This window comes from Paenibacillus tyrphae, from assembly GCF_027925525.1.
Lineage (GTDB): Bacteria > Bacillota > Bacilli > Paenibacillales > NBRC-103111 > Paenibacillus_G > Paenibacillus_G tyrfis_B.
This window is the reverse complement of sequence record NZ_BSDJ01000010.1, coordinates 1-26495: the sequence shown is the minus strand read 5'-3', so window position 1 is coordinate 26495 and position 26495 is coordinate 1. Positions and strand designations below refer to the sequence as shown.

Sequence of the window (26495 nt, the reverse complement as noted above, 5' to 3'; positions counted from 1 at the left end):
CGTCCACTTATTGCTGCAAGATTTTTCTTACAGGGGGAATTGAAAGAACTGCTGCTCCAAGCAATTGCAATACAGATTTAACCACTACCTGACCTAATATTGCTAATGGTACAGCTTCCCAAGGTAAAAAGCCCGCACCTATAGGAGAAAGCCCCAAGATAACGAATACAGCACTATCAAAAATACCTCCCACAAGCCCACTCCACATTACTCTCAATGCAAAAGGTAATTTTAATCTACTGTAGATTTCAGTATCAGATGTTTCGGATATTGCAAAGGCCAGAGCTGAAGCATATGTTACTGCTAACGAATCTCCATTTAATACAGAAAATACCCCAGAGAGTACAAGCGCTATTAAAATAAACAAATAGGTTTTTTTCCGACCCCAGTATTCCTGTACCAAGTCCCGCAGAATAAAGGTTAATCCGATTAAGAAAGTACCTGTAGGTACAATAAAAAGTCCAAGATTTACTGGTGGAATTGATGCAGTCATAACGTTAGCAGCAACAATCGCAACTAGATAAAAAATAAGATATATCATTCTGCAAGCTCCTTTTCTTAAACCCGTCTTCTTTTGATGTATCCACAGATCATGTCAGCATAATTTTGATTTATACCATTAGAGACTAAGGCACGAGGTGATACATCTAACAAATCTCTTAAAGAATTAATGCCCATTTCCTCTAACTTCTTAATAGTCGCTTCACCTGGATGTGATTTCGCATTTGGATAAAGCTTTTTAATCCCTCTTACCAATTGTCCCAGCGAAGATTTATATTTCAAATTAGGGAGTAAAGCATAGACCAAACTTTTGTTTCGCCTGAAGGCCTTTTCTACCTTTCTTGTATCCTCGAAAGAAGCGTTACATACAGACTTTAAATGATAATAAAAATTTTTAACCTCAAAGATTTTTTCAAGAGATGCAAGTAACCAAAGTGTTACATCTCTTAATTTTTCCTCAATTTCTTGGACTTCAATAAGATACCTTGAGTTTATATCCTGTACAGAAACTCCCTTGGATAAATCATAAATGAGCATAGCTAGGTACGTGGCCTGATGAACCTCTTTTATAGCATCCTTTTCCTTTAACTTTCGATTATCAATACAGACAGATCCCCATAATGCAACAGGATCCGTCGAGATCCACTGTCTAAATAAATACGATTTTTCACTAATTGGTAATCGTTCCATGTAGCTAGTAATCTTTGATTCTATATCTTTGCTATACCTTACAACCGGTTTTAATTCGTCACATGTTAAACAAAGTAGAATGATGCTATCAATTGCAGTGAATTGTGCTAAATGATTTCCATCTGATTGGTTTTGTATAAGATCCCGAATCAGCTGACCAATATTCGCCGCGGCTATAGGGGGTAAGTATGCTTTTGAAGACACTTGCCCCAATTTAGTTAAGCTGTATTCTCCAGTATCATCATTGTAATATGCCAGTTTCCATTTAACTAATAGCTTTAACTGCTCAATAAGCATAACTTTTAGATAATTTCCACCCCACGAATTTTCTAAGAAGCCTTCAATATTCTTCAAAGAAGTCGGTCCTAATCGATGTAAAAGACCAATGATTTGGTGAGTTTTTCTATAATCATTCTCATTGTTTATACGCCAATTACTTCCATTCTCTTCATTATAAAATTGCGATTTAACTTCAGGATAAACTTCATTGCGTAATGAGCTTTCCAATTCTTCTAAATTACCATCGGAGTGTTTACAAAACACGACTCCAACTCCGTTATTATCACCTCTTCCTGCCCTGCCCAACATTTGCATGATTTCGGAAGTATCTAACTTCTTAACACCTGGAAAAACGATGTCTCTAATGATTACATGAGATGACGGTAAATTAACCCCCATGGCTAATGATGTGGTAGAAACAACAACCCTTACTTTTCTGGATAGAACAGCCTCCCTTACTGCATTCCTACTAGCAAAGGACATATTCGAATGGTACCACGCAACTCCATTACTAATAACAGCTGCCAAGTCACTACCTTTATTTTTACCTTGTAACTTTGAGATTTGTCTTGCTAATTTTTCTGTCGTATCTGTCCTATACACAAAAACTAATACAGAATTTCCTTGGTCCTTTAATATCTCTTGAATCATTTCAATTAATATCGAATCAGAGCTATCTCCCTCATCTAAATAAACAATATTTTTGTCCAATTGAGGATATCTTTGACTTAGAGAAATAACTTTGCAAGGTTTTAACCAATCAGCAATTTCTTCTGGATTGCCAATAGTTGCAGATATTAGCATGATTTGGGGTGAATTTTGCAAGCTTTTAAAAAAGGTTATCAGCATTTCAAATGTTGCCCCTCTATTCCGATCTCCCAACAGATGAGCTTCATCTATACAAATAATTGAAACATCTTTAAACCAAATTGCATTTTCCTTGACACGAGAAATAGCATCTAGTCTTTCAGGTGTAGCAACTATAACTTCACCACTAAATTTTCGAGTATCTGTCTTTGGTCTATCGCTATAAAATTCATCGTTTTGTCTGTAATCACCCGTGGCAATATTTACTTTTATTTCAGGGCCTCCGCACCGGGATATTGAATTACATATGTACTTGAGTTCATCTACCTTCTCCTGGGCTAAAGCACGAAGTGGCTCCACTATTATTGCTTTAAATCCTTTTTGGGCTTCTCGAAGGGCAACAAGATAGGCGAGTAGAGATTTTCCACTGTTTGTTGGAGTACAAAGTAGAATGTTTGTCCGTAGCTCTAATAATTCATTTGCAAAAATAGCTTCTTCTTGTGCGGGACGTAAAGAGCTATCCCCTCCAAAGAAGTCTATTAATGCATCCTTTAAATGCGAGGATACTTGTATATCCGACAATTTTGAGGTTGGTTTAGCAAGACTGGTTCCTGAAATACCACAATGGATCTTTTTCATAATTATATCCTCATGAAAGTAATTTTTTTAACGACGAGTATAAAGACTTAAATTCCTCATCCGGTAATTCAAAAATCATTTGGGAAAGCTGCTGCTTTTTAGAGTATATCCCTGAGATGTTATCATCTAAGAAAAAAGGGTAGGTCCTTATATCTTTATCTAGAAAAAAGTAATTATTTAAAAACAGTACTAATGCCTCTAGTTTTTTACCAGTAGGAACACTCTCCCCTGAACACCATCTCCAAACAGTAGAGTGATTAGCCCCAACAAAATCCCCCAATTCAGATTTTTTTCCGTGTTCTAATTGGTTAATTAAGAAGGAGATATTTTCTTTTACTATGCAAACATTATCTAATTCTAATAAAGATCCAAGTATAAAAGTTTCCTCATCCACATGAAAATATTTAAGTAAGAGGTCCTGCTGCGCTGTAGAGAGTTGTTTTCGCCCTTGCAAAACAGCCATAGCTTCTGACTGAGGAATATCTACTATCTTAGCTAATACATCTTTTGTAGAAATCTTCCTAGATCTTATTTCATTATTTTCTTTCCATATCAAATACTTAATGTTGTGGATTATCACATTCTCCATCTTTGGACCTCTACTAGGCATGGAATCTAGACATATTATCCTCTAAAATATATAATAATACAAAACATTGCATTTTGGAATACATATGCAATGTTTATCGATAACAAAAAATGCAAATAGTCTGGGTGATCTAATTGGAACTGAATACATTTTTTCCACCTCAAAGAGAAGTGATTGAGTATGGGTTTCTCGATACTAGTTTTCATTTCTTGCTAAACATGCCAACAGGGACTGGAAAAACCCGACTTGCAGAAATAGCAATTCAAAAATGTATCGAACGTGGATTTAAAGCTATATATGTAACCCCATTAAGAGCATTAGCTGATGAAAAGTATCAGGAATGGAGAAGCAAATTCCAAAATAAAAAGGTTGGAGTTTTTTCAGGGGATACTATTAAAGTAAGTAAAGGTACATACAAAGATTCTGACGTACTTATCATGACCCCCGAGCGTTTGGATGCTTGTTTAAGAAATTGGCGTTCACATTGGTCATGGATCCCTGAAATCGACCTTCTTATTATTGATGAGATTCATTTACTTAACGATAGTAATAGAGGTCCTAGGTTAGAAGGAACCATTACCAGATTTATTAGGCTTAACCCTTTTACCAAAATAATCGGGTTATCTGCGACAATGCCTAATGTTGAAGAACTTTCAAATTGGCTTGATGGTGTCCATTACTCAACATCATGGAGAAAAATTCCTGTTACAAAATCCGTGATTCGTTATTCAAACCCAGTAGAAAAACTAAATTTATTGTTGAACGAGGTAAAAGAAACTGTAACAAACAAAGGAAAAGTATTAATTTTCGCTAATAGCAGATCGAGAACACAATTTCTTTCTGAAGAATTAAAAAATTCGGGAATCGACGCTGCACATCATCATGCAGGACTAGCTTCAGAGGAAAGAAAAAAAATTGAATTTAACTTTAGAAACGGGGCAACCAATGTCTTAGTTGCAACCTCTACATTAGAGATGGGGTTAAATCTTCCTGCACGTAAAGTAATTATCTTTGATTCAATTGTATTTACTGAACGAGGATTTTCTGAATTACCTGTATGGAGCTTTATGCAACGATCAGGAAGAGCTGGAAGGCCCGGCTTAGATACTGAAGGCGAAGTAGTATTAATGGTCCCAAAATGGGTTAAGGATGTTAATAAGTATCTAAATGACGAATGTGAACCGATTAAGTCAAGTATGAATAATTCCAAAGCCATAGCAGAGCAAATACTCATTGAAGTATCTGCTGGTTATTCTAAAACATTAGAGCATGTCGTTAAGGGATTTATTCCCTTAACTCTTTACCATTTACAACATCCAGAGAATAATATTAATAAAACCATAAACTCATTATTTTTATCAGACATGATATCAATTAATCATGAGGAAAAACATAATGATTCACCAATATTAAAAGCGACTAATCTAGGAAGATTAGCCGTAAAATTAATGTTCTCTCCTGAAACCATTATCGTTATTAATAGATTTTTCCAAGAAATTAAGGACCCTAATTTCTTTGATTTATTGCTTGTAGCAACCATGACCGATGAATGTTCACCTATTTTACAAGCAAATTATGAAGAATTAGATTATCTAATGGATTTTCTCAGCCAAACTCCTAGTATATTAATGAATTATAATTTAGAAGATATAAGGAGAATATTTGGTGATAGAACAATGCCCCGTATTCTTGCCGCGGTAAAAATGTCAAGTATACTTCATCAATTGGTTAATAATATTTCTAAAGCAAAATTAGTGGATGTTTACGATCTTTACGAGTACGATATTGAGCTGCTTAAAGAAAGTACTGTTAGAATTTTAGATGGAATGTCTGCAGTGTTCCAGTCAGTCTCTAAAAAGGAAAATAACACAGAAGAAAAAGATATACCAGTAATTTGTAGAAAAACTTCTTTGCTCTCTACAATGATTCATTACGAGCTAGATTCAACTACAGTAACACTCACAGAAATAAACGGCGTTGGTGGTAAAACGGCTAAGGTCTTGAGTGCTCATGGAGTAAATTCTATTAATGAAGCAGCCCAACAAAGTCCTGCTTTTATGGGAAAAATTAAAGGGATCGGGATAAAATTAGCTAAAAGAATTGTAGAAAGTGCGAAAGAAATAATTAATTCAAAGGATGTTTTTTATTTTACCGAAAAACCTCTGGATAAAAAAATTGTGGATAAAGATTACCAACAGCTTGATCTCTGTCCCTATCGTTTAAGAAGATCATTAGAGTTAAAAGTAAGCGGTTTGGATAATAACATTTTTAGGATTACTGGAGGAAGAGAAGAACACCGGGTAAAAAGAAAAGCTGGGGATCTTATTTGTGATTGTATTGACTATGAAAGGCATCAAAATGATTGCAAACATATTCTTGCAGTAAAACGAATTTTGCTGGATAAGTCCGTGATAAAAGCAAGTAAAATAATGAAAACAAATACTGATGACTCTATCCGTTCAATTTTGCCAAACATTTGGTTCAATAATTGTCGAAACGACTAATGGAGTGATAACTTTATTTATGCAAAACAAATATACCTATAGTATTGAAAATGGAAAACGCATCGGGATGATACAAACATCCCGTGGAACAATAAAAACGCCCAATTTTTTTCCTGTAACTACATATGGAGATAAATACCCATTAGATAAATTAGTTCAACCTTACCTAAGAAGATTATCCGATTGTATAATGGTAAGTTATTATTATGCTAAACAAATGCCCACACGACCAAATATACCAGTTTTTATTGACTCCGGTGGATTTGCTAGCTTATTTGAAGGTTCAGAGATCCTTCAACACAAAGGATACTCAACAATTAAAACAAAAGAGGGGGACGAGATCACCCCCCTTGATCTACTAGAATTCCAAGAGAAAAACGCGGATCTTGCAGCAACACTTGATTTTATTATTCCACCAGGGCTAGATTTGGTTGAAGCAAGAAAAAGACAAAAACTAACTATCGAGAATGCATTATACGCATTAACTCGGAAAAGATCTAAGTCGCTATTTCTCTATGCATCTCTGCAATGTTGGGATGAAAAGTCTGCACGAATAGCAGCCAAAGAATATGCATCTTCAGGATTTGATGGTATTGCAATAGGTGGGTTAGTACCAAGAATACGAGATAAGGACTACCTCTATAAAATTATCTATGCAGTTCGAGAAAGTGCCCCGGATTTGGCAATACATGCATTTGGAATAGGAAATCCTGAAACTGTATTAAACCTTTGGAGATTAGGTCTGGATAGTTCCGACTCAAGCTCATTCGTTCGTAACGAAGTCAATAAAGAAAATCCATTACCTTTTAGATTATTTATTAGTAAAACACATTCAGGCCCAATGACGCCTATTACTAATGCACTATCGAATTTATGGTTATTAACTGAAGAGACAAGATTCCGGTATTTTCAAAACCGGCAGGAAGATTCCTCATCTCATATAACTGAAACTAAATCGGATAATTTGGGCCCCTAGAAAAACGTAAGTTCTAATTATAATGTAAAAAAAACGTTCTTTTAGGAACATAAATTGAGTGTGGACCTTCCTCATTGTTCCTGCCTTGATTGAGATTTTTTTATACGACTTGTTGATTAAGTAAATGCATTTCGTTAGGGTAAAATACTCCATCCGCACCAACTTTAATAAAATTATTTATGTGACGTTCTTTCCAATCTCCGTCAATCACTAACAAAATTTTTTTAAATTTAGGCTGTGCAATATATTCATCGCCAGTTGAATCGAGCTTCACTTTTAACATAGCGATTCGGCCCATTAATTCTTTCATCTTATCGTTACAATGTCCTTTTGATGCGGACTGCCAAATAATAGCAGTCGACTTTGAAAGGATAATTCCAGTTGTAGCTACCCCACCATTTGTAAATTCCGTAAGTAGAGTTGGAAAGCGGGAAAAGTATTCAAATGTACTTGTTAAATTTGTTTCAATTATTAACTTAAGTGGATCAAAAGATGCCATCTTATATATTTTATCCTCAAACAATCCTCTTAAATAAAATTCGGACACGTTCGAGCTATTATTAGCTAGCCAAGTTGCACCTATTTTTTTTAATTTATTTATTAATGCGTTTGAAATCCCACTTAGAATATATTTGGCAGGAAGACTCTCCCTAGATATGTATTTGGGAAGCACAAAATCTAGAATTGAACGTTTTCCTGGGACTAGTAACCCTGACTCTTTAGCTAAAGGAGTATATCCATATCCTTGTTGCTTTCCCGAATGAGCTTTGATGATAGTCATAATATAGTCAAATAACCACGCGTTTTCTAAGCTAATATGATCGCCCAAAAATCGATTTGGGTGGTAGAAACATTCTTCTAATGCCATAACTAAGCCTTCATTTGTACTTAGCCTATCAAAATGCTCCAAAACGAATTTATGAAAAAGAGTAAAGTTTTTTGTACTGTTGATTAGATGGCATGTATTTTTTAAAGCTATTGATGAATTTCTAGATAACTTCCAATATTCTAATATCTCCTCGACTGAAAGTAAATTTATCAGATCCAGAATTTCTCTATCACTAATAATAAATCCGTGCGTTCTATGATCTACTAACTTGCACATTTTAAAGTACTCAGGTACTTCAATGGGTTTTTCCATTTTTGCTGCATTAATAATGTCCCTTAATTGACTTTCGCTTTCAATAGGTAGCAATCTTCCAAGACCTCTTCTCACAGAGGTTACCATTACACTTGGTGTCCGCGATTCATCCTTCTTTTGCAATATATTATTGTATACGTCAAACCACCTTTTTGAAACCAATGAATGGGTCGTTAATTTTTCCAAATCTCCTGCATACTCTTTAATTACTTCAATCATTTCATTATTGCTAATTATTAAACGATGTATATATTCAATTCGATCAGCTATATCAATCTTATTTTTTATTATTATTTTTGTAATTTCCTGGCATATCGAAATCAAACTTCCCCCATACTTTTTATCTTCTAATTCTATAAACCCATCAAATAACTTTTTAGATACATAAGACAATTGTCTTTTTTGCCCTGAATCAAACATGATATTCCCTATAAAAATATTTTTCCCCAAAGCATTTCTAGCTTCAACAAATTCACCAATATTTCTCCAAAACTTTTTTTGAGAAGCACTCTCAGCATTTGTGTGAGAAACAAGAAACAAAACTCTTGGTTTATCCTTATCATAACCTATCGTAATATCTGGAATAACACTTACCCCATTGGGACTCTCATTCCAAAATAGAGTTTCATTTTCTTTAATAACATCTGTATAATATTTAATTGCAACTAATGTTACGACCTCATAAATATTACCTAGAACCTCATCTGCCATATTAATCTCCCTATTCCAAACTTACTTTCATTATAATTAGTCCTTCTAGTGTTTTTGTGTATCAAACGAAGGGACTTGTATCGGTAAAGGAACATCTCTATAACTTGCACTCAATATTGCCTGGCCTTTACTCATTACTTGTAATTCTTTTTCAAATCCATACAAGTCTGCCGAAGCATTTTTAATTGCTTCTCTTCGTTCGGTTTCATTACCAAGAGCTAAAGTTAGCTCAGTATTTAATTGTGTTAGTATACCCTCATCAATAGCTGTTACTTGTTGGCTAATCACAGATAACCCAATTCCAAATTTCCTGCCCTGCCTTGAAATATCTCTGAACACACTCCCAAACTTCATTCTTTGGGGATTAAGAATACTTGCTGCTTCTTCTATTACTATATTTATAAAAGGCAATTCTTCGACCTTTGTTAGCTGTCCATTTTTTATATAGGGCAGTTGACCATTTTTTAGGGAATTCACTATTTGTTGCGCAAAAGATCTTAATCCTGTGGAACTATCCGAATGGCCTAGCGCTGAGCAAATTTCCTCCTCTAATGATTCAATATTTCTTGCTGACTTTAATGCCCTTCTAAGTGTGAACAAAGTCCTCGCAACAACGGTAGTTAAAAGAAATTGCTCAAGCTCACTCATTAAAGTCGTATCGACAGTTAAAATACGCCCGCACTCCAAAGAACAGATTATATCAGACAACATAGAGTCATAATCAAATCCCATATCTTGGTCGTAGGGAGTAAACAATTGGGTCTGCTCTTGCCTTAAGAAGCTTAATCTTCTTTCAACTGCATGTATGGTCCCTTGTTGAAAATTACCGCCGTAGTGAGGGTTATCTTCATCAATATTACCTAAGAGTAAGAGACCAATCCACATCTCTCCATGAAGACCAAAAAACATATTCGTAAATAAAGATTGCTGTTCCGTAAATTCCAATATACTTATTATATCTTGAGGGGTAATATCCGCCCTTGAAAGCCTTATTTTGGATTTCCCCTTTTCCTCATTAACATTTTTTAAAGTAAGGTAATAAAAGGGTTCTACTAACTGATTCCACTCATCTGAATTATAAGACGATACAATTTCCTCAATCCCACCCCTTATTCCTGAAGGCCACCTGCAGAATTCGTCATGTGGATCTATTGCAAATAAACTCACTTTTTGCCCTTGCTTTTTCAAATTTACTTGTTCATTGTATTTATACATAGACTCGATTAAAACCATCATTAAATTACTCTTACCGCAACCTGTTCTTCCAAATATACCAAGATGATGTGATAAAGAATGAGGTGGCATATATACTGGTACATTGGATAGAGCTTTTTCGCCTGCTAATAGATGTCCTACAAAAACCCCATCTTGGCCAAGCTGAGAACCTAGTAGTTCTTTTATGACTTCAGAATTATGTTCTGTAACTAAGTATACATCTGTTAAATGTTCTGGCAGTCTTCTTGGGCGATGAAATTGCCATTTTCCACTTTCATCCTTTTGTGAATATCCTAATAACATACCCTTTAGTTCAATAAGTTTTTCTTCATTTAGATCATCTGATAAATAAGAATCAGGCATTGTTAGTTTGTTTCTAGCAACATCGCCCATATCGATCGTTCTATTCATTATATTGGCATATTGTGCTGCTCTAAAAATATAAAATCTTTCGTATCCTCTTCTGGAGGGTATAACAAATAAATCCCCCACAGCAATATCCTCATTACGGGCCATAATTTTAAGTTGTGTTGTATCACTTTCTGATAATACCCCGAACTTTGATCCCAATTTTTCAATAAGCTGTTCCATTAAAATATCCCTACCTATGCCCAGTTTGTAAACTTGCATCAATAAAATTACGCCTACTAAGTCCTATTCTTTCCGCCGCGTCAATTACTTGCTTACGAAATGCCTCTCGTTCTGCTTTTGTTAAACTAACGATGTCATGGCTTGCTTTAATAGGGTATGGATAACCAAAACAACGTTGATCGTGACTAGCAAAATCAAGATCTCTAAATAATTGTATCTCGTTATTTTTCATCGTTTGTTTGTTATCGTGTTTTATATATTCGTTCCAGTAGGCTTTATCCATATCTAAACGGAGTGGGGGAGTTGTTTTGTGTAAACGAAATATATAAGTTATGGCACCAATTGGAGGTATAGATCTTTTTCCAAGAAATTCGGGTTCCCATTCATCTTCTTCATGATTTGGAATCCTAAAAAACCAATGTTCATTCGAACCATTATTCAATATTTCCGCCTCGATTTTTTCCATATGAGGTAAATTGTGCGATTTCGAAACCGCAAAAAAACCAATCCCCTTCTCAGTAGCCATTTTACAACAATATCTTTTTAATACTTCAAAAAATAAGCCTTCATCACTTTTTATAAAAGGTAGTGTTAAAGTATTATCTGTTAATATATAAGTAGGACAAACCCCGGATTTTAATAAAGAAATTACCGAGCATAATTCGAATGCAACCATAATTTGTACTCTAACATTTGCGGCATCATGAGCTGCAGGAAATATTAACTTATTAACTAATTCATTAGCTGTATAAGTTTTATTTGTTGCTTTTCTTTTTAAGTCTAAATATCCACTTTTGGAAATTACTTCTGCCAAATCGTCACCAGATATATCTTTAAAAAATTTAATGAATTTTTCATTCTTTAAATCATTATCCTCAGGTAACCATAAAAATTCCAAAAGTGCATTTATAGGTAATTCCTTTTCCTTCATACGCCCTTCTGACAAAGCTTCATATACCCTTGTTGTTGCTGTTACAAGATAAACAAATGAATCGCCATATGTAACTACAGGAAAGTCACCTGAACTATCGGATCCGCCCATTGAGAATGAGTGATCCGGGTACTTACAATGTTCGAAGTAGGTCATATAATTTGATAATAATTTCTTAATATCCTCTTCATAAACATTGGTCTCATAGTTCCAGTCTTTTAGTTCCCTTACAACGCTCTCTAATTTTGTTTTCATTTCTTGTCTTAAGTGCAAATCATATCTCACAGATCTTCCTCCGTATCCCTGCTACCTTGTTTGCTAGTTAAATTATAACATGTATAGTTCTTTCAACCTATATTTTTACAGAAAAAGAGAGTAGGAATCTACTCTCTCACAAGGTAACTTCTTTAAATTTTTTATAGAAGACATAGGTGTTATGAAAGCCCCTTCGACGATTGCGGTTATTTCCCCGAAAAATAATTACCTCAATACCAACTTCTTTACAGATCTTACAATCACATTTTTTCCAAGGTTGATCCTCTAAAACCTTACGGTACATATTTGTATGGATTTCTCTTCCATCCCCAATTAACTCATCATAAGCTAATACAGCTTCTAATGTGGTTTCTAGAGTTTCTTCTCCCTTATCGTATCTTCTAAGCATACTTAAGGCATTAGCTTCCAATTTTCTAAATTGGTCTGCTGTCCCTCTTCCCTCTTCTATCATTCTTTTCACTCTTACACCATGACCATCAACCGGAGGAACCCTAATTGCTGCATAGTTAGTCCCTTCAAGCGAGAAGTAGTTACTTCCTGAACCAAGCCAAGCTCTTCTTAAGTGGCTCGCCGAATCAAAAGCTGTTGCACCTAGCTTTCGAAAAGTTTCCACTGCATCTAAACGAGCCACGCCAAAAAGATGGAGTTGTAAATAATCTGGAATAATTGGCGCTAGCTCTCTTAACATATCGATAATTTGAGTAGTCTGGGACCTTGCCAGGCCTCCTATAGATATATGGCGATATCCCATGTCTATTAAATTTGATACTGAATTCTTATATGACTGAGGATCCCAGCCCTGAGCGACACCGGAAGGAAGAAATGTATAATTCCCTTCTTTGTGTTTCTTAATAAAGTCAGCTGCATTTGTTTCTGTTATTTTATACCTCCGCTGTCTCTCTATGGGATCCTTAGCATAGTCTCCAACTATAAGGTGATCGATTGATACACCTAAGTTAAATCCTAATGATTCATAATAATTTAATATCTCATCTGTGCTATAAGGAGGATCTATTTCATTGATATAGCCAAACGCCCCACAATCCCCCATTATAGGACGATCAGTCGGATACCTTAAAAAAGAATGCACACCCATCTCACCAATTTTAGTTTTTTTGCTCTTATTTTCTTCGACTTTTACTTTGGAGATCAGTATTCCATCGTAGTTTGAAAATCCATATATTTCGTGAGCATAGCTATCATGAAGGTAGGGATCCCTTTTTTCCACAGATGTGTCAGAAATAAAGTCATAGTTGGGGTCTACTCTATCATCCCATTCAGGAATAAAGTAAACCATTGGTAGGCCGTAGTTTTTAGCATAGTTCTCTTTCGAGACAACGAATTGAACTTCCTTTTTCTGTATCTTTGTGTTTTTCGGCTTTTTATTTGTCTGTTCTATTTCAGGAAATAGTGATATTTGTGCATCTTCCTTTTGAAATTTGGATAGTTTCGGAATAAATATTGATGGATCCTCGATAATTTCATTTATATAATCTGGTCCCTCGTTGACCCATTCTTGGGCCAGTAACTTGAACAAATATCCTTTAAGTCCAACAAGACCATAGCTAAATGATTTTGCGTGTTGTTGTCCAACCTCAACGAAATAATACGGCAGATTATTAGGTATATATCTTTTACTCGTTTTACTTGCTAAGAAAATCAACTTTCTTTGCAAATCATTAATTTTCATCGGAAGTTCCAATGCGCGAAGATAACCGTCCCCTAATAAGAAGAACACTACATCGTAATTTTCAATAATGTTTTCTAAATCCCTATGTACGTTTAGAAATTTAGACCATTCGATAATTTTTTGCCCGTTCATAGTATTAAACGTAACTTCGTAAGGAGCGATTACTTTATCTTCATGAATGAGACCATATCCTGCCGAGACAATATATAAATCTAATATATCATGACCATACTTATTCCGAAGATTATTGATCCCTTCCATAAGTCTTAGATGTTGCAAACCTGTGTACATATCTTTAGCAGGTAAAGATAATGCTTCGAGGGCTTCTTCTTTATTTTCTAGGCTTTCCTTTGACTTAAAATCATCCTCTAATAATTGTAAATCTGTTGTTACTTTTTTTTCACCGGTACAAGATGAAATGACTAAAATTTTTCTCATGGTGGTGCCTCCGTTAGCTATTCCTTTATAATAAATTACTGCAATTTATTTTCGCGATATATTCGACTCATCTTCCTATTATATTGCAGGCTTCTACAATTAGTATACGTTTAATTGTTTCCTATAGAGATGAGAAGCGCAATGTAAAAGGTGGACAAAAACAATGATAGTAACTCCTCAACCAAATGTGTTGGTAGAAACAGAAGGACTTATACATGATCAATGGCAGAGTAGCGGCGTAAAGGTATCGGTGGGTCCGATATTGCGGGATTTGCAGACTATCCAAGTAAAAGATCCATTCTTTATTTTGAAAAATGTAGGTCAAGCCCCCAACAGAATCATCAGGTGGGACTGCTAATGGGCATCTTTATTACATTGATACAAACCCTCCGGAATGTATATGATTTCTTCCCAAACTAATTTACAAAATTAATGACAAAGTGTTATCTTTTTGTTGTTTCCTCTGGCATTACCAATTCTATGTCATCTAGAAAATCTATCAAAAATTTGATTACTATTGCATCATTCATCAAAAAAAGTTCCCTTATTTCTTTATACAATACCTTCCCTCCATTAAAACTGGCTATTATCGCTACTACGGTAATACTAATTGCCATAAATGCTATAGCAGCTTGTTCAATGGAGGTTACATTCTTCTGAAATGTGAATTTCACAAATTCTACCCAAACCGGCCCTATAAATGCCAATAATAATCCTGGTGCAAGTAATGTTGGTAATTTAATATTGTTCAGTTTTTTATTTAACATTTCTCTTAGTAAGACAATCTTTTTTTCAGAATATAGGTTATTTTTTAATAGGTAGTCACTCATCATTTTAATTCTCATATCTTCAAATTCTTTTGTTCTCCAAATCTTCTTCTTTGATTGAATACTATATTTATTTTTTAATAATTGCTTTGCTGTTCGATTAAAAACTATCAGAGATATTACGAGAAATAAACCAGAAATTATAAAATACCATATAAAAGGGGTGAATCTTACTACATCAATAAATAGCGAAATACAATTAGGTAGTAATAATATACTTGATAGTAAAAAATTGAACATTAACAATCGAACTAAGAAGTAAGTAGTTTTCATATATTTAAATACCAAACTGTAAGAAGTGACTTTATTCCTATAATAATAAATAATACTATCTACCAAAATACATCCTCCAATTTTAAGTATTAATTAGTCATTTAATCTCCTTCTATCACCTATAAAGAATATCACGAAATTAATCAATGACTTATTTATAACACCATGTAATTATCTCAACGAACTTAACATCAGCAGGAGCAAATTCAAACCTCCCAAGCTCTTTTGAATACACCCATTCACACTGATCATGATCGACCAAAATTAATTTACCACTCACAAATTTCGCCCTATGTGCATGCAGCCGAATATGCGTCTCACCATAATAATGGTCATTCACACCAAACGGCTCATACGGTTGAATTTCAATATTCATTTCCTCCAGCAGTTCCCGCTTGAGGCATTCTTCAACCGTTTCATTCTTCTCTATCTTGCCACCTGGAAACTCCCACAATCCTGCTTGAGCTTTACCCTTCTTACGTCTAGCTATTAGAATCTGGCCATGTTCGTTTTCAATTATAGCCGCAGCCACCTCAATCATCGCCTTCATATCCCCTATCCAATTGCTTTATTTGCCACTGGCACTAATTCCGGAGGCATCTCTTCCTTCAATCTCCAAACGAAACTCATGGGTTTATTCCCTTCGTGCCTTACATACTCGGCTTCTCCTAAGAAGACAAAAGGCGAAGTGAAGTTATTCTCCTCTTTATATTCACGGACAAATAATGCAATTTTATTTCCCGTCTGTTTATGTTGAATATAGCGTTTGGCCGTGTTGGTTTCTTCTGAAGTACGACTCTGTGTTTGCCAATGAAAGAGACGCTCATTAATGGCGTAATCTTCATACAAAGTTGACGGGGAAAAGTCTTTGTCGGATTTATTTAGTGTAATAAAGAAAATATCCGTTCCCTTATCCTCAAAATACTTCACGCCTTCACGAAAAGCCGGGGCCTTCTCTTCATTCCAAAAGCCGAAGGCCGCCAGCACTTGATCCGTTGAATATGTACAGTGTAAATCTAAGGGACATATGTATGGGAACTCATTCCTTTTATCGACAAAGTTAATATGTGTGTAATTATATTTAAGTATTTCAATAATTTCTTCCTTAAACGTGTTACAGGAAACAATGGACTGAACAGCGTGATGAATGTCCAGGTACCCCTGTTTTCGGGGCTCAGATCGATAGAAGGTATAGTAAAACATATTCAGCATCAAACGTTCTTCTTCTGTTTGTACTGGCTTTCCTTGCTCAAGATACTCGATTAAAAAGCTTAAAAGTCTCCGGGAGTTCATGCTTAATAAAGCCGGAATACGTTTTGTCAGGTACTCCCTATTCTCAAACTCAAATGGCTCGATTAAACCCGCTTCAGCCATCAAGCCTCGGAATGTTCGATTTCCATTACGCCCACCGTAGAAATCATAAAGGCTCATACCGTGATATCGGGTGAAATTTTCTAGCGTTAGGCTCAATCCGGTATCTTCTGCAAAATATTTCAGCTTATTAACCAGGCTCTTCCGATTAATTGTGGTTTGCTTCAGATTTCTAAGGATGTATTCTTTAGCCTGTTTCTCAAGCTGAATGAAGCTTCCGCGTGGTAGGCTCGAAAACCCATGCTCGACGTAGTGCTGAACGGAATGCTTTGTTTTGCCTAATATAGCTCTAAACTTCTCTTGGAAGCTATATTCTTTATGAGCCTGTCCAATAAAATCAAGAACCGTTAAGCATTCTTTGCCATCTGCCAAGCGAAGCCCACGGCCAAGCTGCTGTAAGAAAACGGTCAAGCTCTCTGTAGGACGCAAGAATAAGATCGTGTTGATCCCCGGTATGTCTACCCCTTCATTGTACAGATCAACAACGAAGATCACCTTGACGTCACCCGAAACTAATCTCCCTTTAGCAGAATTACGCTCCTCATCACTAGACTTTCCGTGCAACGCAATAGCGGCAATCCCCGACTCATTGAAAACCTTAGCCATATAGAGCGCATGCTCTACACTCACGCAAAACCCAAGTGCTTTGGCATCATTTAAATCAGTTACATATTTCTTTAAGCTATTTAGAATTTGATTCGCTCTAATTTTATTATGGGTGTATAAGTTCTCAAGCTCATTCAGATCGTATCCGCGTCTAGACCACTTGACCTGAGTTAAATCCACGCTATCCGTCACACCGAAATAATGAAAAGGACAAAGCAATTTACGATCAATCGCATCCGTTAGCCGAATTTCAGCCGCAATGGTGTCATGAAAGTAATGCAACACATCTTTTCCATCCATTCGCTCAGGGGTAGCTGTCAATCCTAATAAAATTTGAGGCTGATAAAATGACAAAAGCTTTTGATAAGAGGGCGCCGCGGCATGGTGAAATTCATCAACGATGATATAATCATAAAAATCTGGCGTTGTTTTTTCAGCAAGCTTTAATGTATTAAAGCTTTGAATACTGATAAACAGATGATCAATGGAATCGGCTTGATTATTTCCAACATGGAGCTCTCCGAAATTCAGATCTTTCAAGATAAACCGAAATGTATCCAGACTTTGCTTTAGGATCTCCTCGCGATGAGCAACGAAAAGTAGTCTTGCTCTCTGATTACGACTGGCAAATCGCTTATAGTCAAAAGCAGAAATAACCGTTTTCCCCACGCCAGTAGCAGCGACCAACAGATTCCTCATTCTTCCGTAAATGACTCGCTGAGCCTCAAGCTTTTCAAGAATCTCTTTTTGGTAATCATAAGGGGTAATATTAAATTGGAAGGTTAGTAGATTGCCTTCCTGTTCCTTCTTTTTGCCGAGTGCTTGCTTGAGAAGCAATTGATGCTCCTGGTCTAAGCTAGAAAAGTTCTTAAATTCACGGTCGTTCCAGTAGCTCTCGAATGTCGCCTCTATCTTCTTAAGGACGTCGTAGGAATCCTTCTCCGTAACCTTTACATTCCACTCCAAGCCACTCGTGAGAGCAGGATTTGATAGGTTTGATGAACCCACATAAGCTGTAGTAAAGCCTGTGTCTCTTTTGAATAGATAAGCCTTTGCATGTAGCCTTGTTCGATCCGTGTCATAAGAGATTTTAATTTCTGTGTTAGGCAGCTTGCTTAATTCTATGACGGCCTTATAATCCGTTGCTTCCATATAGGTCGTTGTGATGACCCGTAAACGGCCCCCATTTGATGTGAACTCCTCTAACTGCTCCATAAGGCAACGCAGCCCGCTCCACTTGATAAAGGAAACCAATAAATCAACCTGATCTGAGGTTATGATCTCCGTTTTTAGTTCACTCATCATATTGGGTTCCGAATGAGCCCCCGTAAATAATGAGCTTTGGGACAATGGAGTTGTAGGCCTATTAACCTTGTAATCCTTGATGCTACGAATGTGGTTCAGCTTGGAATATACGTAGGTTAAAACCTCACCCCGCTCATCAAGCTGCCATTCTCTTAACTCCTCGTTCCCAAGAGTATTGCGAAGGGTTGCAATAAGTTCATTGCAAGTCCGCACCTGTAAAAGTAGCGCATCTTCATCATCACTATTTTGTTCACGAATCATTTTCAAAGCTCTTCGGGTCACTGCAGCTAAATAATTTGATAGTTGTTTCCTTGCTTCCTCTGGATCAAGTTGTTCTATACCAATTTCGTATAGCGAAGGATCCAAGTCAGACAACTGTCGCCTTGTAAGATTATTGATAATTTGCTCGTACAGTCCCTGCTTCATAAAGCACCTCATCTGCCTTGGAGTCTACCTAAATAAACGATTTTATACATGAAGACCCCGTCATTACTGAAGGGGTCCTTGCTTTTGCTCTTTACGTTCAAAGTGATGGTGAAGTCTATAAAGGCAAATTTCTTTAGTCCAGCGGTACAGGATAGAACGGTGCTCGGGGGCGGGCTCAATTCTTAGACTAAACACCCCATCTTCGAAGCGGGTCATACTACCTTTAGCCGAATTCCACTTCGTCATTGGCATACGTTCAATAAGCCGGCTAACCCCGGTCTCATTATACTCCCAAAGCCGGTTCGAGTCCTTATCTGAGAAATCGATTCGTCTCCGGTACTCCTTTTCCATAAGGAAACCGTGAAAAAATGGCGCTACCTCTTTAGGGTAACAGACTCCGCCCAATGTTCCAGCCCACGTTCGAGCATATAAAGGAGAACAATCATTTTATAGCTCTTTGTCATGACAGTCTTTTCAACATCACGGACCCAAGCTTCGTATTTATAATATACTTCCTCTTCTTCCTTCGTTAGGTATTCGGCCCAGTGAAGAAAACCAACATAAAAACCAAATTAATTCCTATATCCTCATATTTTGGAACCCCCATAAAGGTGAAGCTCTAATATTCACCTATAGGTTAAGAAAAAGTGTTTCCTCTCTATTTTTTATTTCTTCTTCTACTAACTCTTTATATTTCAGTGCTTCAAAATAGTCCAGGGTGAATAAGGCTCTGCTTTTATATCTTCCAGCAGTTCTCCTTTCACCGAAAGTCTTTTTTACTAATGACATTCTTAGCTGAAGTTCATAATCTGATATCTGGTCTATTTTTGTTTGCTCCCACGAAAAGGCTGTGCTCTCCTCTATTATTGAAACACCATCACCATTTACATGTTTCAACAATACACTCTTCTTGCTCATCAATAATCTAAAAATATTCTCAATTCTCGTTTCTTTTACAAGAAGATAGCTGCCCATAGAGCCTTCAGATGCTCTAAGTAACTTGTAGTTTTTTACATAAGGCATAGAATTTTTATATAATCCAACTATGGAATCAAGTTTTTCTTTAAAACTAACTTTTCTACCAAATTTCAAAATATCTGTATTAAATATAAAAATTCTATTAAAGATCATCTCCAAATATTCTAACTGTACCCTTTGTTCAGAAGGGTTAATACCAGAAGCATCAACAAAATTAATAAATTGATTAATAATTGGGTACACGAATACTTTATCAAATAGTTGTCTATCAATTTCATAATAAAAATCAATCATATTTAGATAAAGTGTAAAGTTTCTACTATTGTAGATATCAATAAGGATTTTCTCACGTGTCTCTTGATAATCTATAAAATTGGCTGCAAAATAGTCCATAAAAGATTTATGAGCCCATTTATATCCTAAACCTATTTTTGAAAACAGCGGTACCGTTTCAAGTAGGTCTTTTAGAATGTTTTCTTCTTGTATTTCATGAAAATATGGACTGTTTTTTGCTTGACTTATTAATTTAATTATTTTGCCCTTATCATAGTCATTTTCGTTTTCTCTCAAACATAAAAAGCCTAGTTTCATAAGAATTTTTTGTAAATTCCCACTTGATAAGCCACTATATTTTTCTCTTTTATAACTATCTTTTGATAAATCATGAAGTTCATATAAAGCATCAAAGACTTTTCGATATAAATCAATTTTTAAAGATGGGATATCTTTTTTATGCTTAAAGGTTATATACAAAAATGAAACTAACATAGGATTAGCCAAAAAAGTTTCTAAAGTCGAAAAATCCCCGTCTTCTGTAGATTCAATTATTTGATTTATTATTTTTTCAGATAAATTTAAACCCGTTATTTCGTCACATTTTGTAATCAACTCAAAGGCTTCTTCTTTTTTCAAATCTAATATTTCAAACTTTTGGAACTGACCAAAGCTCATTAATGAATCATCCGGCCTTGAGGTAAGGAAGAAAATGTTATCATTTGCATTTGAAACAAACTGTTTTAAATTTTTTGTAACTGCTTGTTTTTGTTGGAATGGAATTTCATCATAACCGTCGAGGAAAAAGATAAAATCCCCTCTGTTAATTACTTCTAAGATAAATTCTTTACTGTGCTCAGTTCTAATTTTATTTAGATTTTCAACAATATAATCAATAATATCCTTATCACCGGATAAATTTCTAAGCTCAATAAATATTGGGATTCCTAAATTGTTCTCAATTGCTGATATAAACATTTGCCTCATCAAAGTTGATTTACCCATACCTGCCGTATCTTCAATTACTATTTTTTTATATTTATTAGCAAACTCATTGGGGAAATTGTTTAGTATTACAGATTCTCTTCTCTCTTCTGAATGAAGCGTTAGTGGTACGTAAATTTGGTTGATTTTGATTTGTTGTAGTCCCAACGCAATAATATTTACAGAGCTCTGCTCTTCAAATGTTTTAGTAATGTAATCTGCAAAAACTTCAAATATGAACGTTTCTAATTTTTCATTAATCTCATTCTGCATCTTAATACTTTCAAGCTTCGGTTTTAACCAAGTATTTATTATGTGTTTTACAGGTTCAACTACGATAGTCGATGCAGCCGTTATGCTTACTTTCATTAAAAATTCGTCCATACTTTTTCCTCCACAGATTTATTAGTAACAAGATTCGACCCACTCATCCAAATTCCTCCATCGGGGTGAGATGTTTCTAATATATCTAGAAAAGAAAACCCACCATATAGGTGGGATGCGTCACTGTATTTTTTAAGATGATCTCCCATAAATTTCATATTCCTTAATAAAGAGTTGGAAGTAATGCTCATTAATGGTTAACAAGCGTTCTCATGTGGCAGTGCTGCTACACTGTTCAGTCTGATCTTGAAGGTAATTTAATGGCAAACTGAGCATGAAAAGCAAGATAATGCAAATCGTTTCTCTGAGAAAAACCAAACAGTTGCATTATTTAGTGCGCTAAAAAAATGATCTATCCATTTTAACGGAATTCAAAAAGAAACTCTTAAGTTTAGATCAAAATCAAATCATACTTGTTAATAATATAATCCCGATATACTGCGAAAATTATTCTATAAGCCCTACGTTGTGAAACAACTTAACACAAGAAGCGTAAAGAAGAATTCCCTATCATTAACGAAGGAAATAATCGCTGTACTAAGAACTAATCTACTCCGACCAACAAGATATAACTTTTCCGAAGATTACCTGAATGTACTTATAAGAACAAAAAAGCAAGAAGATTAATACCACGCCATCATCTGTTTTTTGTCTTATGTGCTCTATTACCTTCCGTTCGCTTACAGTTTTACGGCAAATTTACGGCAACTCGCTACGAACGCCTCTGTTATAGCCGATCTACAAGCTCTGTACCAGTCCTCACCAACAAAGCCACCGACTCCACATGTGTTGAGGCGGTGAAAGGGATATATCCCAAATGCCGATACTCATTGTCCCATACTGTATAGTATACTGCTAAAATTCAAATATGGAAATGAGCTTGCAAGCCAAAACAGAGCAACGGGTCGCAGAACGCTTCTCGGACAATCCCTTCCCAAATCTCCAAAAGTGTGTTGAAATTTACATTAAATAGGAGTCGTATATATCCGATATAAGTAAGATAAGGACTCGGTTCAAATGGTAATTTAATCATTGCTTGGAATGATGTAATTCATGAAGCATATGGACGCAAGTATTTAGATGGAAACCAAACAGGGCTTGAATTTTACCGGTATCGATTGGTGAATACTTTCAACATTTATTTTAGTTATATAATCATGACTCCGGTTACGATACAAGAAACAATATAAATACAAATCATTAGGTAATAATCTAAATTGCTCATTCTCGGAATCATATAATTCAGTAAACACAAAACACATCATACACCAGATTCTGCGTCACCGCAGACACCGCCCGCGCTAAGCGTTTGCCACTTCTGCCTTCACAGTTCGGGACTCTCACCCTATAGACTGCCCCCATGCTGGCGCACCACAAAAAATCTCCCTTTTGTTAATTCCAAAGGGAGATTTTCCATTTCATTTACTTAACAAACTCTGTTACAAATTTTTTGAATATGGTGGCCACTGCTGCTCTGTCGGCATTTGCCTTTGGTGCGAATGTGTTTCCGGTAATTCCGCTTGTCACTGCATCCTTCGCCCAATTGCTCACTGCATTTGCATCTGCAAAGGCTGGCTTGTTTGTGCCTACTAATTTAGTGCTCTTGTATTCAATAAAGCTATTGATCATCACAGCCAATTGCTCGCGAGTGATAGGTGCACTTGGATCAAATTTTCCATCTCCTACACCTGACACAATCTTATTATCAGCTGCCCAGGCAATACGCTCGCTAACCCGCCTTTGAAATCACTGATCTCTCTGCATCACCGCTTGTTACTGTAAAATCGAATATCGGTCTGTCCGCAATCCGCTCTTTGGTAACTCCGGACACTGAAAGCGTGCCCGAATCAACAACGCTAGCAGATATCTTTACATCGGCCTTAGCCGCTTCGGCAATTGTTTTTAGAGTTATAGCATCAAACGTGATGGTTGCAATTGGTGATTCAATTACTAATGTTTCTACCCGAGCTTCGGCTAATGCTCTAATCGATTTGTTTGGAATCATCATTTCAACTGTCTTGGCATTTGCAGCAGCTTCTACTTTAATTTTAACAGTGGTTTCTGTTGGATTCTCTTCCACGAAAGCAATTGCTTCTGCTAATGCTTGTTCAGTTAAAGCTGCTGTAGCTATGCTACCTTTAGAAGTTTGTGTTAACACGGAAGTAACGTTGATTCTGTTCTGATCTACTTTCGGTGTGCCTGGTGTTGGAGTTATTGGTGTTGGATTTACTGTTCCATTGTTGCTGCCTCCATTTCCGGGGTTATCAACTACACCTTCTTTATAATCTGATGCAATAGAACCTATAGATAAAGAGCCCGATTTTTCGCCATCCTTAAATCGATACACCGGTCTTTGACCATCTTTAGTAAAACTTGCCTCTGCAATTGCAAATCCTTCATTATTGGAACTAATATCGACACCACTTGGAGGCAATACATGAACAATATCCGGATTTTTCTTTCCATTGATTGATATTTTTGCTGCACGGTTATTATATCCATCATCTGCAACAGCCCACAATACTTTTTCATAGGTATCATAGTCAAGAGCCATTGCTCCACCAATTTTTCCGTCAATATCAGCAATTTGTACAGAACTTCCATCTTTATTTAGAACATAGGCATATACATGACCATTATCTTCCAATGCCACAAAGAACACACCATTTGAAATTGCATTTGGATATTTAGTTGCATCAAAAACTTTATCCGTATTTTGGTCATAAAGCTTACCAACAACATTTGCGTTTGATACCCATTCTACAGCTTCAATCCCCATATTGGCAGAAACCTGTGGTAATGAAGCTGTTAAATCCCACTGCTGTAATGCAACTAAATCGTTGCCTTCTTTATGTGGATCAACTTTCAAAATCATATTAAAGTTAACGTCCTTAACATTATTATCACGTTCAGAAGCGATATAAACAAACCCATCTCCATCTACTGTAATTCCTTCTGCATCCGGACCTGCTGCTTTTACATCGTGTGCATCTTTTTGGAATCGAACACGCTTACCTTTTTCAAAGCCTTTTGCAAAACTTAACTCTCCATTTTTTGAAACGTCTAAAACCCAAAACTTACCTGTACCATTGTCAACCGCATATAATTGGCCTTTAAAGAAATCCAACCCTGAAGAATCTTTTAAAAATGTTGGTTTATGATCAAAAATTACAACTTTACCGTTACCTGGCCATTCAACAACAGGGACATCTTTAAATTTATTACGTTCGTTAGGGGTTGCTTCTTTTGTATTTCTATACTCAGTTCCAGTTAAATCAGGATACAATCCCCAAGTAGGATTTGTATGATCTTTCCATGTTGTGCTGGCTATTAATCTCTCCTTTTCAAACAGACGTACAGAATCATTCTTTCCAAGTCCAAAACCTAACATTTTCTCTGTCAACACCAAGAACCCATTTTTTGGAATAGTTGTGCCTTTGGGGATAACATATTGATGTGTATCATCACTGTCTTTAATTACTATTCCCGAAATATCTAAAACTTTTCCTGTTGGATTAGCAAGTTCTATCCAATCATATCCACCCTTTAAGTCATTTGACTGTATTTCATTTAATATAACTGGATTTGTTATAATATTTGCTTTTCCCTTAGTCGAAGTGGGAAATTCCATAAATTCGCCTGTTCCATCTGGATATCTTCCGAAAGATGCCAATGCTTCATCGCCTTTATAACTAGCATGCTCAGTCCATGAATATTCATCCAGTAACTTCCCTGCCTTGTCATATAAACGAATAGAATCTCCTGAACCAATACCAATTGCTGCTGCGAATTTACCTGCAACATAAGCATCTGTCTGATCATCATATACTTGACCATCCGTATTTGCATCAACTACAAATAATTCACCTGCTGGCAGTTTTGTTCCTTCCGCAAATTTCCAACGATGGTCATCAGAATTGTCACGAATTTCATAACCAGAAAGATCTATTTCTCCTGTTCCTAGATTAATAAACTCTACCCAATCATCCGGTGAAGAATTAATCTCATTAATTATTACTCTATGTTGAGGTAACTCTTCTTTTTCTACAATATTTAACTTACCTTTGGTTGGTTCCTGATCAATAAATTCTCCTGTACCGTCTGGAACCCTTGAATATGTACCAACTGCATGAGCTGATGCCTGTACATACTGCATTGGAAATAATACCATGGATGCAATAATAAACCTGTTTAACATACTCATTGCTATTTTCCTGTTTTTCATTTCACCGCTCCTTATTCATTTTATGATTTTATTAGACACTTGCGAAACGCCACAATCACATTTGGACTCGGAAACTAAGCTTTATTCCGAACGTCATGGTAATAATGGGGCATCATGGTAAGATTCAAATGTACTTTATGTAATAAGTTTATTAATTCTGCAATCACTTTATTCCACCTCAAAAGAGATGGTGAGCCAATTGCCGATTATAGTGTAATGTATGCCTTTCGAGAGATTGATATAATGGATATGTTACAGCTTTCCCCAATCGTTCTGTGATGGCTCGTTATCTGAATGTAATTCACGGAAAACCGAGGTTTGGCGCATGATGATAACACTAGCATTGATAACAGGAATGCGTAGGGGCAAGCTGCTGGGGCTGGAATGGAAGCATGTAGTCCTTTGGCGGTTAACGTTCGGAGCAGCGGCGCTTGGGTGAACCAACTGTCCATCAGCACATAGTCGGCGGCAAAGCCGACAAACAGTGCTCGTTCGACCATGTCGGCGACAGCATCTGGCTTACGGGAAAAAGCTTCTATCCGGCGCTTATAGCCCTGACTACGCTTGGACAAATGCTCGTTCATCTCGCAGATGCGGTTCACAAGCTTAGCGGAAGAAAGCATGACAAAGTCGATCGGCGCAAAGCTGAAACCATCCGACCAGCCAAGAGTCAGCATATTGAAGCCCCTGGTAAAGCGGCCGGTTGTATGATCGAACACGCGGGCTAAGAGCTCGGCTTTCTTGCTGCGGTTACGGCTTAAGACGGAATCGTCGACGATGAAGACACGCGTGCGCGAAGACGAAATGAGCGACTCGAAGTGCAAAACGATTTTCAAAGCAAGACTGTGAAGAAACTTCCGCCAGT

15 protein-coding genes and 1 pseudogene are annotated in these 26495 nt (G+C 36.3%); 2 read left to right on the top strand and 14 right to left on the bottom strand.

Going from position 1 to position 26495, the window contains the following annotated elements; genetic code table 11:
• Positions 1–7 precede the first annotated feature (7 nt).
• The 3 genes from QMG93_RS13710 to QMG93_RS13700 are packed head-to-tail and all read right to left on the bottom strand — an operon-like array spanning position 8 to position 3505.
• Complete coding sequence (locus QMG93_RS13710) at positions 8–538, bottom strand: VUT family protein (RefSeq protein WP_281937654.1); 531 nt, start codon at positions 536–538, stop codon at positions 8–10.
• 20 nt (positions 539–558) lie between these two features.
• Complete coding sequence (locus tag QMG93_RS13705; protein WP_281937298.1) at positions 559–2916, bottom strand: DEAD/DEAH box helicase; 2358 nt, start codon at positions 2914–2916, stop codon at positions 559–561.
• Between the two features lie 10 nt (positions 2917–2926).
• Positions 2927–3505, bottom strand: coding sequence for a hypothetical protein (locus QMG93_RS13700; protein ID WP_281937296.1), 579 nt, complete (start codon positions 3503–3505; stop codon positions 2927–2929).
• Between the two features lie 134 nt (positions 3506–3639).
• Here QMG93_RS13700 and QMG93_RS13695 point away from each other — a divergent pair, with 134 nt between their 5' ends.
• Positions 3640–6009 carry a DEAD/DEAH box helicase gene (locus QMG93_RS13695; RefSeq protein ID WP_281937294.1) on the top strand — a complete coding sequence of 790 codons (2370 nt, stop codon included), beginning with the start codon at positions 3640–3642 and terminating at the stop codon, positions 6007–6009.
• Between the two features lie 19 nt (positions 6010–6028).
• Positions 6029–6985, top strand: a complete 957-nt coding sequence (locus QMG93_RS13690) for a tRNA-guanine transglycosylase (RefSeq protein ID WP_281937292.1) — start codon at positions 6029–6031, stop codon at positions 6983–6985.
• A 100-nt stretch (positions 6986–7085) separates the two neighbouring features.
• Here the strand turns inward: QMG93_RS13690 and QMG93_RS13685 are convergent, their stop codons facing one another.
• From QMG93_RS13685 to QMG93_RS13635, 11 genes and pseudogenes are all read right to left on the bottom strand, one after another.
• Positions 7086–8837 carry a hypothetical protein gene (locus QMG93_RS13685; RefSeq protein ID WP_281937290.1) on the bottom strand — a complete coding sequence of 584 codons (1752 nt, stop codon included), beginning with the start codon at positions 8835–8837 and terminating at the stop codon, positions 7086–7088.
• A 45-nt stretch (positions 8838–8882) separates the two neighbouring features.
• Entirely contained in the window at positions 8883–10682 is a 1800-nt protein-coding gene (locus QMG93_RS13680; RefSeq protein WP_281937288.1) for an ATP-binding protein, read from the bottom strand.
• Positions 10654–11859 carry a hypothetical protein gene (locus tag QMG93_RS13675; RefSeq protein ID WP_281937286.1) on the bottom strand — a complete coding sequence of 402 codons (1206 nt, stop codon included), beginning with the start codon at positions 11857–11859 and terminating at the stop codon, positions 10654–10656. The genes QMG93_RS13680 and QMG93_RS13675 overlap by 29 nt, the downstream gene beginning before the upstream one ends.
• A gap of 106 nt (positions 11860–11965) precedes the next feature.
• Positions 11966–13978 (bottom strand): tRNA-guanine transglycosylase DpdA, encoded by a 2013-nt coding sequence (gene dpdA, locus QMG93_RS13670; RefSeq protein ID WP_281937284.1) that lies wholly within the window; start codon positions 13976–13978, stop codon positions 11966–11968.
• A gap of 443 nt (positions 13979–14421) precedes the next feature.
• Positions 14422–15144: a hypothetical protein gene (locus tag QMG93_RS13665; RefSeq protein ID WP_281937282.1), complete on the bottom strand. Its 723-nt coding sequence runs from the start codon at positions 15142–15144 to the stop codon at positions 14422–14424.
• Between the two features lie 85 nt (positions 15145–15229).
• Complete coding sequence (locus QMG93_RS13660; RefSeq protein ID WP_281937280.1) at positions 15230–15619, bottom strand: (deoxy)nucleoside triphosphate pyrophosphohydrolase; 390 nt, start codon at positions 15617–15619, stop codon at positions 15230–15232.
• 14 nt (positions 15620–15633) lie between these two features.
• The gene (locus tag QMG93_RS13655; RefSeq protein ID WP_281937278.1) at positions 15634–18786 is read right to left on the bottom strand and encodes a DUF3427 domain-containing protein; all 3153 of its coding nucleotides are present in this window, start codon (positions 18784–18786) and stop codon (positions 15634–15636) included.
• Positions 18787–19416: 630 nt separating this feature from the next.
• Positions 19417–21405 carry an NACHT domain-containing protein gene (locus tag QMG93_RS13650; RefSeq protein WP_281937276.1) on the bottom strand — a complete coding sequence of 663 codons (1989 nt, stop codon included), beginning with the start codon at positions 21403–21405 and terminating at the stop codon, positions 19417–19419.
• Positions 21406–22827: 1422 nt separating this feature from the next.
• Complete coding sequence (locus tag QMG93_RS13645) at positions 22828–23127, bottom strand: S-layer homology domain-containing protein (protein WP_281937652.1); 300 nt, start codon at positions 23125–23127, stop codon at positions 22828–22830.
• A gap of 7 nt (positions 23128–23134) precedes the next feature.
• A complete protein-coding gene (locus tag QMG93_RS13640) occupies positions 23135–25630 on the bottom strand; it encodes a lamin tail domain-containing protein (RefSeq protein WP_281937274.1) in 2496 nt (831 codons plus the stop codon).
• Between the two features lie 392 nt (positions 25631–26022).
• A pseudogene (locus QMG93_RS13635) lies at positions 26023–26495 on the bottom strand (transposase); the annotation flags it as partial.

Coding starts and splice junctions, on each gene's coding strand:
- QMG93_RS13705 (WP_281937298.1), bottom strand. CDS start 2,916: ATGAAAAAGATCCATTGTGGTATTTCAGGAACCAGTCTTGCTAAACCA.
- QMG93_RS13700 (WP_281937296.1), bottom strand. CDS start 3,505: ATGGAGAATGTGATAATCCACAACATTAAGTATTTGATATGGAAAGAA.
- QMG93_RS13690 (WP_281937292.1), top strand. CDS start 6,029: ATGCAAAACAAATATACCTATAGTATTGAAAATGGAAAACGCATCGGG.
- QMG93_RS13685 (WP_281937290.1), bottom strand. CDS start 8,837: ATGGCAGATGAGGTTCTAGGTAATATTTATGAGGTCGTAACATTAGTT.
- QMG93_RS13680 (WP_281937288.1), bottom strand. CDS start 10,682: ATGCAAGTTTACAAACTGGGCATAGGTAGGGATATTTTAATGGAACAG.
- dpdA (WP_281937284.1), bottom strand. CDS start 13,978: ATGAGAAAAATTTTAGTCATTTCATCTTGTACCGGTGAAAAAAAAGTA.
- QMG93_RS13660 (WP_281937280.1), bottom strand. CDS start 15,619: ATGATTGAGGTGGCTGCGGCTATAATTGAAAACGAACATGGCCAGATT.
- QMG93_RS13655 (WP_281937278.1), bottom strand. CDS start 18,786: ATGAAGCAGGGACTGTACGAGCAAATTATCAATAATCTTACAAGGCGA.
- QMG93_RS13650 (WP_281937276.1), bottom strand. CDS start 21,405: ATGGACGAATTTTTAATGAAAGTAAGCATAACGGCTGCATCGACTATC.
- QMG93_RS13640 (WP_281937274.1), bottom strand. CDS start 25,630: ATGAAAAACAGGAAAATAGCAATGAGTATGTTAAACAGGTTTATTATT.